The sequence below is a fragment of the Candidatus Rokuibacteriota bacterium genome (assembly GCA_016209385.1).
GTDB lineage: Bacteria > Methylomirabilota > Methylomirabilia > Rokubacteriales > CSP1-6 > JACQWB01.
Window position 1 is genome coordinate 1 of record JACQWB010000023.1, and the last position, 9,674, is coordinate 9,674.

Here is a 9,674-nt window from a genome sequence, read left to right on the forward strand (position 1 = left end):
GAGGGGGCCCGGGTACCCGCGGCGGAGGCGCGGGTGTCCCCCTCCGAGGCCTCCCCCAGGAATGGTGGTTCGAGCCGAGGGGCTGCCGACGAGCCGCAGGCGAGGAGAGCCACGAGGCGAGGCCCGAGTTGGTTGCGCGGGCGAAGCCCGCGCTCGAAGGGCATTACCCCGACACACCCCTACGTGGTCACGATCGACGGACCAGCGGAGCATGAGGCAATTCGCGTTCCCTTTTCACGCGATGCCGACGCACCGCACGGCCGGAAGATCCTTTGCCAGGAGCCCCCAGCTCGCCCCCGCATCCGTGGAAAGGAAGAGCAGCCCCTCCTCTGTCCCGAAGGCGGCAACTGCGCCGGAGGCGGCCAGGCAGAAAGTATCGATGTTGCTCCCGAACCACTTGGGGAGACCCTGGCATCTCTCGAACGGTTTGTTTTGCCCGAGACGACCCCGATACACGGCCGCGCGCTTGCCTCCGGGACCCGTCGAGGCTGATATCAGGATGGCGTCTCGTGCCAGGCTGACGGCGCGCAGATAGTGGGCGTGAAGGCCTGCCGTTTTGAAGCGCCAGGACTTCCCGCCGTCCTCGCTGATGCCCAGCCCGACGGCGGCAGCAGCGAGCACGATTCCCGTACGTGTCGGATCGGCGAGAACTTGGTGGACGTCCGCATCGATGTCGAGAGTCGGTTGCCAGGAATGGCCTCCGTCGGTGGAGCGCACCACGCCGCCCACGTGCACATTCACGTAAATGGCGCCAGCGGGATCTGCCGAGATGGATCGCGCGTCGGGCGGATCGCCCCATGGCGTGTACCACTTCTCCCGGCCTTCGACCCGCTCGAACCCCTCGACCCGATCGAGCCTTCCCTCCTCCAAGCGCAGGAGGTGGGCGCCCGCAGTTCCTACCAGGAGCCCGGCTGGTGTCAGCGCCAGGCACGTACCAGGGTCAGCTTGAAGACGCGCCAACTCGCGCCATGGGCCATCACCCTGCCAGCGCCAGACGCTCCGGCCCTCGACCAGGAGCCACCACGAGACGCCATCGCTGGCGATGGCGGTGATCTCATGTCCATTGAAATGGCTCCGCTGACGAGCTCCAAGCTCGTAGAGTCCTTCAGCGGTCCCAACCAGAAGACGTACACTCGAGGTCGTGCTCATCCCGTTCTCCCGACCGACTCCGCCATTGGGAGCGGCCTGTTCAAGCTGCGGTCTTTTCAGCGCTTGTACAAGCCCATGAGGGAGGCTTTCGCCAGCGTGTTGAAGTTGAGGTAGAAGCCTACCACCGCCGGCGAGGTGTCGGCCGTGACCGGCAATTTGTCCATGGACACGGCGTGGATGGTGAAGAGGTAGCGGTGCGGATGGTCACCCTGTGGCGGACACGGGCCGCCGTAGCCCGGCTTGCCAAAGTCGGTCCTCACCTGGAGCGCGCCCGCCGGCAGCTTGCCGCTCGCAGGGTTGCCGGCGTCGAGCGGCAGCGCGGTCACGTTGGGCGGAATGTTCACCACGACCCAGTGCCAGAAGCCGCTTCCGGTGGGCGCATCGGGATCGAAGCACGTCAGCGCGAAGCTCTTCGTTCCGTCCGGCGCGCCCTCCCACGTGAGGTGCGGTGATTTATTGCCGCCGCTGCAGCCGAAGCCGTAGTCGGCCGACAGGATGTGCGCCTGTCCCAGGTAGTCGCCGTCCTTGAAGCTGTCGCTCGTGAGCTTCATCGCCATCGCGTGTTCCTCCAGGCTCGTCTGTGTTCGGTGAGCTCAAGCGTTCACCATCGCGCTCCTCTACCCTTCCGCACGCTTCCAGCGCGGGACCCATCTGGGAACAGCTTTCGAGTACTCCTCGTACGCGGCGCCAAAGGTCTTCCTCAGGTACGGTTCTTCGAACGCGATGATGATCCCGTGGAACATCACCCAGACACCTACAGCGTAAGCCAGCAGAATCAACGACTCGAACGCGATCGCCTCACCGCCCAGGATGAGCTCGACACCGATATACATCGGGTTCCTGACGACACGGTACAACCCCCTCGATACCAGTCGCGGAGGCGGATCGAACAGGAGCGGAGTGCCCCGCCCCACGACCATAAAATCCCAGGCACACCAGAGGACCACGGCCGCGCCGAGGCAGATCGGCATAATCCCAATGAACCTGAGGCTCCCGATCCCGTAAGAGAGCAGCTGCCACCGGGACGCCAGCAGCGCGGAGGGGACGAGGACAGCGAACAATACCGGGCCGAGGACGAGCCACAGCACGGTCCTCGTCAGGATATCCAGCCAGCCCATCGTCACTTTGAGCGTGGCTTCTTCGCTCCGAAAACCCATGTCGGCCCTGGCCGCTGACACCTTCAGCCACCGGTGAAGCCGTAGAGACGGGCACAGTTGTCCCAGAGGATCTTCCGCTTGCTTTCCTCCGTCAGCGGCAGCTTGAGAAAGCGTGCAGTGGCCTCGGGATACTTCGTGTCGTAGTGGGGATAATCGGTGGAGAAAACGAAACAGTCGGGCCCGCACAGCTCCACCGCCTGTCGGGCGGGAACTTCATCGCACTCGAGCGAGACGAAACACTGGCGGTAGAAGCACTCACTGGGCTTCCGCGTCAGCGCAGGGTTTTCATACCTCCCCGGATTTTCCCAGTGCTCGTCCAGCCGCCAGAGCCAGAAGGGGAGCCAGGACCCGTTGCCCTCGAGGAACGCGACCTTGAGTCGCGGGAATCGCTCCAGGACTCCACCCAGGGTCATGGCTTCCACCGCCAGCATCTGCTCGATGCTGTGGGAGCACGCGTGCTGCAGCGCGAACTGGCCGGGCCCGAACCGATCGGCGCCGACGGTCGGCAGATGGGAGGCGACCCCCTCGTGGAAGCCGACAGGGACCCCAAGCTCCTGGATCCCCGCCCACAGCGGGTCGAAGATGGGGTCGTTCCAATAGATACCTGGGCGCAGCGGGTTAGGGCGCAGGAAGACTGCCCTGAACCCCAGCTCGCGAACCGCTCGACGCGCCTCCCGAATCGATGCCCCGATATCCTGGATCGGAAGCATGGCAGCCCCGTGCATCCGGCGCGGGTCGCCTGCCCGGCAAAAGTCCGCCAGCCAGTTGTTGTAGGCCCGGGCGATGGCCTCGGAGAAGGCCGGATCCATGTCGGGAAAGCTGTTCACGAAGAGACCGCGGGACGGATAGAGGACCGTCACATCGATGCCTTCCCGATCCATGGCCCGGAGCTGAGCCGTGGCGTCGAAGCCGCGCGCGATGTCTTCGGCAAAGCGGTCGAGACCACCCGGAAACGACACCCGCGCGACTTGCGCCGAGAGCTTGAACGCGTCTTCCCCGTCGACGGTCACCCCGACGTCCGTCGCCTTCCGGGTCGTTCCTCTGGGCGCTCGATCTTTGAAGGCGGGGTCGATATAGCGCTCCCACAGGTCAACAGGCTCCAGCACGTGCATGTCACTGTCGAAGACCTTGAACCCATCCCTGGCCATGCCCCACCTCCTGCGGCCCCAGGATATCAGGCTCGAAACCTATGCGCACCGCTCTGACAACGGCCCGCGATCACGCAGGGAAAGGGACGATCAAGGGCTCAGCGCGGGCCGGAAATTCCAGAAAAGGAAGTCGTTGCGGAGAAATTCCACTGCTTGATCGTGCGTCATACCGGGAAACAGCATCCGACGCCGCAGGCTCCGGATCTTCTGCCGATAGCGACCCTTCCCGGTTAGTTGCCGCCATAGGACCACAACGCAAGGCCCCTGTCAATGCGGCGGAGAGCAGCATCACCTTGCCCCACGCTTTGCCTGACCATGGGAAAAGTCCCTTGACCGGCTCTTCATCGCGCTGTAGTCTCGGACAATCGCAAGGGGAGGTCACCGATTCCATTGGTTTGCCTGTCAGAGAGAACCTCTTCGATTCGGGCGGCCTTCACTTCGGGGCGCAGCGGAGGAGCCTCATGATAAGGTTCACCGACGAAATGAAAGAACGGATCAACAATGCCTTCCGGGACAGGAAATTCTGTGTGTGGGCGACGGCCTCGAAAGACGGGGTTCCCAGCATCAGCTTTCGAGGCAGCACCTTCGTCTGGGACGACGAACACCTCGCGATCTGGGAGCGCTCGCGTCAGTCCGGCGCCCGGCACATGGAGGAGAACCCCCACGTCGTGATGCTCTACGCGGATCTCGCAGCTCGCGTCGGCTGGCGCTTTTACGGCCAGGCCACCGTCTTCAAAGACGGAGCGATGCGGCAGAGAATCATGGACCGCACCGTCAAAGACGAGCTGGACAGGGATCCGGATCGCAAGGGATACGGGGTGCTGGTTCGGGTGGACAAGATCCGGCGCTATAGTGGCGACGAGATCCTCCAGGAACGCTGAATCGGCGCTGCCGGGTCCTCCCACCCCAAGGCTCCCAAGCTGTATATGGCGTTTGGCTTCGCCCTGTAGCATTCGGCCGGGCGCCTGGAGGGGTTGCTGACGCGGGGAGGAACAAGAGGGCAGCCGACGGCGCGGGTTCGGCCCGGGGTGGGACCGGGCGAGGAGCGCTTTTATCGCGCTTATGCTCCGGCCTGAAGCGTGGTGCGGGACCGCTTGACAATCTGCCCTGCCCAGCCTATACATCGTCCAATACCGACCGCCTGGCCCGAGAGGCAACGAAATTGCTGGATCATGGCTCTCGTCGCGGACCCCCGCGCCGGCCGGCGTCCTGGGACCCGCCTGCGTTTCGCCTTCCGGGTCGGGGCGTATTCTGACCGCCACGAACCCGCTCAGGCCTTGTCCTATCAGAACGTCCCGGTAACTTCCAACTCTCCTCTGTCAGCCCGGACGCGGGGTCGTCGCCTGAGCGGGAGTGAGCGCCCCAAGGTTCCCGACGTGATCCTTTTGTCCATCTTCACGCGGCCGATGAGGCCGGAAAGGAGACAGGTTATGCGCTTCAAGAGTCTCCTGCTCGGAACTAGCGTTTCCCTCGGCGTGATCGTCCTCTTGTCGGGCTTCGCCACCGCAGCGGAGCAGCCGAAACGCGGGGGCACTCTGCGGGTCTCCTACGGCAACGCGATCGCCCACCTCGACTTCCACACCGCGCCGGGCTACGAAATGATGTGGGTGGCCATGAACGTCGGCTGCGGGCTCGTGAACATCACGCCCGACGGGAAGTTCGTGGGCGACGCCGCGGAGTCGTGGCAGATCTCGCCCGACGGCCTCCTCTACACCTTCAAGCTCCGCAAGAATGTCCTCTTCCACGACGGCACCAAGGTGGACGCCGCCGCCGTCAAGTTCAGCATCGACCGCCTCATAGACCCCGCCACCAAGTCGGGGATGCGGACCTTCTACGATCCGGTGCACAGCGTCGAGGTGCTCGATCCTCACACCGTCCAGATCCGCCTGAAGCAGCCCTACGCGTTCCTCCTGCACATGCTCGCCGGCTACCGCACCGGCCTGATCATCTACTCCCCGACGGCCACCCAGAAGTACAGCCTCGAGGACCGCAAGAAGGGCAAGCCCGAGGCCGTGGTGGGCTGCGGGCCGTTCCGGCTGGTCGAGTGGGTGAAGGGCAGCCACCTGGTCATGGACCGCTTCGACAAGTACTTCCAGCCGGGGCTCCCCTACCTGGACCGCGTCCACATTCGCATCATCAAGGACCCGGTCACCCAGATGGCCGCCTTCAAGGCGGGGGAGATGGACTTCATCGCGTCCTTCTCGCCCGAGCACGTGGACACGCTCAAGGCGCAGAACCCGAAGGCCCAGATCCTGACCGGGAAAGAAACGACGCCCATGGTGGCGGCGATGAAGGTGACGGTCCCCCGGGACGGGAAGCCCATGTCCAAGGACCGCGCGCCCCACCCGATCTTCGGTGATCTCCGCGTGCGCAAGGCCGTCGGCTGCTACGGGATCGACCGGAACGAGATCGTGAAGATCGCCTTCAAGGGCCAGGCGACCCCGTGGGTCGGGATGATCCCGCCGGGTACCCTGGACACGGTGGACGTCAACTCCAAGTGCCCCTACGACCCGGCCAAGGCGAAGGCCATGCTGGCCGAGGCGGGCTACGGCCCCCAGAAGCCCCTGACCCTCGAGCTCATGACCAACCCCGAGAAGTCGGTGTTCAACGTCATCGCTACGGTCATCAAGGAGCAGCTCGCGCGGATCGGCGTGACTGCGAACATCAGGATCGTGGACAAGGTCAGCTGGATGAACACGACCCTGAACGACGGCCCGTGGGACATGTACGTCGAGGACCTCCTGTCGCTGCTCACGCCGGACAGCAACGCCTACCTGTCGAACACCACCTCCTCCTGGAGCCACCCGCGCCACAACGACAAGAAGGTCGACGAGTTCTACGCGCGCTACGCCCGGGAGATGGACGCGGCCAAGCGCAAGGCGATCGCCAAGGAGCTCCAGGATTACATGGCCGATCAGGTCTACTGGAACAACGTCTCGGGCTCGCCGTTCTACATGGTCGCCCAGCCGTGGATGAAGGGCTACGTGTACAACGCGGAGTTCGAGGTGCACTACCACAGGGTCTGGCTGGACAAGTAACCGGTCCCGGGAGGGCGGAGGCCGCTCGCCAAGGGGCGGCGGCCCCCGCCCGTGCCGGAGCCTGACATGCGCGTCTACATGATCAGGCGCCTGTTCCAGGTCGTCCCCACCGTGCTGGGGATCACGCTCGTGGTCTTCCTCATGATGCGGTCGATCCCCGGGGATCCCGTCGTCCCCCTGCTCGGGGACGCCTACACCCAGGAGGACGCCGTCAAGGTCCGGGCGGAGTATGGCCTGGACAAGCCTATCCTCGTTCAGTACCTCATCTGGCTCGGCAAGCTCCTGCAGGGCGACTGGGGCGCTTCCATCATCACCGGGCGCTCGGTCCTCCAGGACGTGCTGGTGCGTCTGCCCGTCACGCTCGAGCTGATCGTGCTCTCGATGCTGGTGGCGCTGGCCATCGCCATTCCGGCGGGGATCATCGGCGCCATGCGCCAGAACACCTGGGCCGACTACACGGCGTCGTCGGCCGCCGTGGTCGGCGTCTCGATCCCGGAGTTCTTCCTGGGCGTCCTGCTCCTGCTGAGCTTCTCCGTCGGGCTCGGCGGCGCGCTGCCAAGCTCAGGCTGGGTGTACCTGCCCGGGACCTGCCAGACGGTGGTCTGCCAGGCCAGCCTGTGGGGGAACCTCCAGCACGCCGCGATGCCCGCCGTCGCGCTCGGCGTGGGACGGGCCGCCATCCTGACCCGGCTCCTGCGCGGCAGCATGCTGGAGGTGATCCGCACGGAGTACGTCACCACCGCGCGCGCCAAGGGTCTGGCCGAGCGGCGGGTCCTCCTGAAGCACGCGCTGAAGAACGCCCTGATCCCGACGGTGACCGTGATGGGCCTCCAGGTCGGCTTCCTGATCGGGGGCGCGATCGTGGTGGAGACGCTGTTCGCCGTGCCGGGCCTCGGCACCTACGGCATCGACGCCATCATCGCGCGCGACTACCCCCAGGTGCAGGGCTTTGTCCTGCTGACAGCCCTGGCCTTCGTCGGGATCAACCTGATCGTCGATCTGACCTACACGTTCCTGGATCCCCGCATCCGCTACGGGCGCTGAGGGGTGACGATGGCCGACGGCGGAGCGTCCTTCCGGATGAAGTCGCCACCGATCAGCGGGGGTTCCCTGCGTGAGGCCGAGCTGCCGGTCGCCACCGGGATTCGCCGGCCGGTCGCGGAGGTCGCCCGCTCGGAGTCTCCCCTGGCCCAGGCGCTCCGCCGGCTGAGGCGGAACAAGTCCGCGCTCGTCGGCGCAGCCGTCGTCCTCGCGCTCCTCCTGGTCGCCCTCTTCGCGGACGCGCTGGCGCCCCGGAGCCCGATCGTCAACGACCAGGCCAGCACCTTCCGGCAGCCGAGCTGGGACCACCCACTCGGGACCGACCAGCTCGGGCGCGACTTGCTGAGCCGCGTCATCCACGGCAGCCGGATCTCGCTCGCGGTGGGCGTGTCGTCCGTGCTGCTCGCCCTCCTCATCGGCGTGCCGCTGGGGATGATCGGCGGCTACTACGGGGGCCGGACCGATACGGTCGTGATGCGGGTGATGGATCTGATCCTCGCGTTCCCGATCTACCTGCTCGCCATCATCCTCATGGTGATGTTCACGCCCACAGCCGGGCTCATCGGCACCATCAAGGTCGTCGGGGCCGTCGCGATCGTGCGGATTCCCATCTACGCGCGCCTGGTGCGGGGGAGCGTGCTCTCGATCAAGGAGAAAGAGTATGTCGAGGCCTGCCGCGCCCTCGGGGTGCGCGACACCTGGATCCTCGTGCGTCACGTGCTCCCGAACTGCCTGGCGCCGATCATCGTGACGACGACCCTCGGCGTCGCCACCGCGATCATCGTGGAGGCCACGCTCTCCTTCCTCGGCCTGGGCACCCAGCCGCCGACCCCGAGCTGGGGCTGGGACCTCAAGGCCAACGTGGCCTTCATCCAGGCCAACCCCTGGCTGTCGCTCTTCCCGGGCCTTGCGATCTTCGTCACGGTCCTGGGCTTTAACCTGTTCGGCGACGGCCTCCGCGACGCCCTCGACCCGCGCCTCAAGTAGCGTCCGCCACGGCAGCCTCCTCCACCCACTGGGCCTGTTTGCGGGCTCCAGGAAGGTCGGGGGTAAGGTCGTCCGCGGGTACGAGCTGGCCCCGGAGAAACTCGCCGACCTCCGTGCGCGGCACGCCCCGTCGTCGGCTGCCCCGGAGGAAACGGAATGAGGCCTCCTTCTGTCCCCTGAGGGCCCCGATCCGTCAACACGTCTCCAACCCAGTATTCATGCGGGTTGTAGACACTTCTGCATCTGTCAACGGTAGACGCTTGCCGAAGTGCTTACCGCCCAGTGTTGATGCGGCTGGTAAGCAGGGTTGACGGTTTGAGGGCGAAAAGGCGAGGGAAGCAAGAGGTGTCCTGTGGATAACCTGCGGGCCAGCATCCAAGGGCTCGCAGCCCGGCTCTGGTTCGACGAGGCCGCGGTCTTCCACCCTGTGGTGGGCTAGCACTGCGCGGACTGTCCCTACGCACGGCCGCTGAGTGGCTGAGCGCGCGGACGCTGCCCTCCCCGAGCGGGACCGGCCGTGAAGGGCCTTTACCGCGCCGCGAGGGAGGGTTACCGTGTCCGCACTCGCCGAGAGGCCGGGTAAAGTGTCAGACCGGGAACCTGCTCGAAGTGCGGGTCGAGAGTGAATACTTCGCAGTGATGTTCGAGGGCGAGCGCGGCGATAACGAGGTCCGAGAGGGGAAGCGTGATGCCTTTTCGCCTAAGCGAAGCCGACAGCTCTCCGGCGCTTTTCCAGGTCGAGAACTTGGTCTCCAAAAAGCGAAGGCCGGCGAGCTTCGAGAGGATCGTGTCCGCCTCTTTCGACGATCGACACCCCTGGAGCAGCTCGGTCAAGACCACGCCCACGAGGACCGCCTGCGCGGCTCGGATGAGATCCCGCAAAGCCCTCCGGGCGGGCTCATGGCCACCTTTGAAGTATTCGATCCAGACCGATGTGTCAGCGATGACCACGCCACCGCCGCGCGCGTTCCGCCTGGGCCTTCAACTCCCGCTCTTCTAGCTCGCGCCAGTCCACGTCAATCGGAACCTTGCCCTCCAGCGCCAGCAGCCCCTCAATCTTCTTTCGCCGGATAAACTCCGAAATGGCCAGGTGGATGGCCTCAGTCTTCGTTTTGGCCTCCGTGATTTTCATCAGCTCCCGGACCAACCCGTCA

General features: G+C 65.4%; 10 protein-coding genes. 4 read left to right on the forward strand and 6 right to left on the reverse strand.

Translation table 11 applies throughout. The annotated features are described in order from the left end of the window. Positions 1 to 234 precede the first annotated feature (234 nt). From HY726_01435 to HY726_01450, 4 genes are read right to left on the reverse strand one after another with little or no spacing between them, the layout of a single operon-like run. Positions 235 to 1,149, reverse strand: a complete 915-nt coding sequence (locus tag HY726_01435) for a hypothetical protein (GenBank protein MBI4607654.1) — start codon at positions 1,147 to 1,149, stop codon at positions 235 to 237. Positions 1,150 to 1,205: 56 nt separating this feature from the next. Further along, on the reverse strand, positions 1,206 to 1,706 hold the full coding sequence (locus tag HY726_01440) for a YbhB/YbcL family Raf kinase inhibitor-like protein (GenBank protein ID MBI4607655.1): 501 nt from the start codon (positions 1,704 to 1,706) through the stop codon (positions 1,206 to 1,208). Between the two features lie 60 nt (positions 1,707 to 1,766). After that, positions 1,767 to 2,306, reverse strand: a complete 540-nt coding sequence (locus tag HY726_01445; protein ID MBI4607656.1) for an isoprenylcysteine carboxylmethyltransferase family protein — start codon at positions 2,304 to 2,306, stop codon at positions 1,767 to 1,769. 23 nt (positions 2,307 to 2,329) lie between these two features. Next, a complete protein-coding gene (locus HY726_01450; protein MBI4607657.1) occupies positions 2,330 to 3,454 on the reverse strand; it encodes an amidohydrolase in 1,125 nt (374 codons plus the stop codon). 461 nt (positions 3,455 to 3,915) lie between these two features. On the opposite strand from HY726_01450, the gene HY726_01455 reads away from it, so the two are divergent. From HY726_01455 to HY726_01470, 4 genes are all read left to right on the forward strand, one after another. Then, positions 3,916 to 4,335: a pyridoxamine 5'-phosphate oxidase family protein gene (locus HY726_01455; protein MBI4607658.1), complete on the forward strand. Its 420-nt coding sequence runs from the start codon at positions 3,916 to 3,918 to the stop codon at positions 4,333 to 4,335. Positions 4,336 to 4,884: 549 nt separating this feature from the next. Continuing rightward, entirely contained in the window at positions 4,885 to 6,492 is a 1,608-nt protein-coding gene (locus HY726_01460) for an ABC transporter substrate-binding protein (GenBank protein ID MBI4607659.1), read from the forward strand. A gap of 66 nt (positions 6,493 to 6,558) precedes the next feature. Further along, the gene (locus tag HY726_01465; GenBank protein MBI4607660.1) at positions 6,559 to 7,536 is read left to right on the forward strand and encodes an ABC transporter permease; all 978 of its coding nucleotides are present in this window, start codon (positions 6,559 to 6,561) and stop codon (positions 7,534 to 7,536) included. Between the two features lie 36 nt (positions 7,537 to 7,572). Next, entirely contained in the window at positions 7,573 to 8,520 is a 948-nt protein-coding gene (locus HY726_01470) for an ABC transporter permease (GenBank protein MBI4607661.1), read from the forward strand. A gap of 549 nt (positions 8,521 to 9,069) precedes the next feature. Here the strand turns inward: HY726_01470 and HY726_01475 are convergent. Together HY726_01475 and HY726_01480 are read right to left on the reverse strand one after the other, a co-directional pair. Then, entirely contained in the window at positions 9,070 to 9,471 is a 402-nt protein-coding gene (locus tag HY726_01475; protein MBI4607662.1) for a PIN domain-containing protein, read from the reverse strand. Further along, a partial coding sequence (locus tag HY726_01480) for a type II toxin-antitoxin system VapB family antitoxin (protein MBI4607663.1) occupies positions 9,458 to 9,674 on the reverse strand: 217 nt, incomplete at its 5' end. The genes HY726_01480 and HY726_01475, both read right to left, overlap by 14 nt.

Coding starts and splice junctions, on each gene's coding strand:
- HY726_01445 (MBI4607656.1), bottom strand. CDS start 2,306: ATGGGTTTTCGGAGCGAAGAAGCCACGCTCAAAGTGACGATGGGCTGG.
- HY726_01440 (MBI4607655.1), bottom strand. CDS start 1,706: ATGGCGATGAAGCTCACGAGCGACAGCTTCAAGGACGGCGACTACCTG.
- HY726_01435 (MBI4607654.1), bottom strand. CDS start 1,149: ATGAGCACGACCTCGAGTGTACGTCTTCTGGTTGGGACCGCTGAAGGA.
- HY726_01460 (MBI4607659.1), top strand. CDS start 4,885: ATGCGCTTCAAGAGTCTCCTGCTCGGAACTAGCGTTTCCCTCGGCGTG.
- HY726_01450 (MBI4607657.1), bottom strand. CDS start 3,454: ATGGCCAGGGATGGGTTCAAGGTCTTCGACAGTGACATGCACGTGCTG.
- HY726_01470 (MBI4607661.1), top strand. CDS start 7,573: ATGAAGTCGCCACCGATCAGCGGGGGTTCCCTGCGTGAGGCCGAGCTG.
- HY726_01455 (MBI4607658.1), top strand. CDS start 3,916: ATGATAAGGTTCACCGACGAAATGAAAGAACGGATCAACAATGCCTTC.
- HY726_01465 (MBI4607660.1), top strand. CDS start 6,559: ATGCGCGTCTACATGATCAGGCGCCTGTTCCAGGTCGTCCCCACCGTG.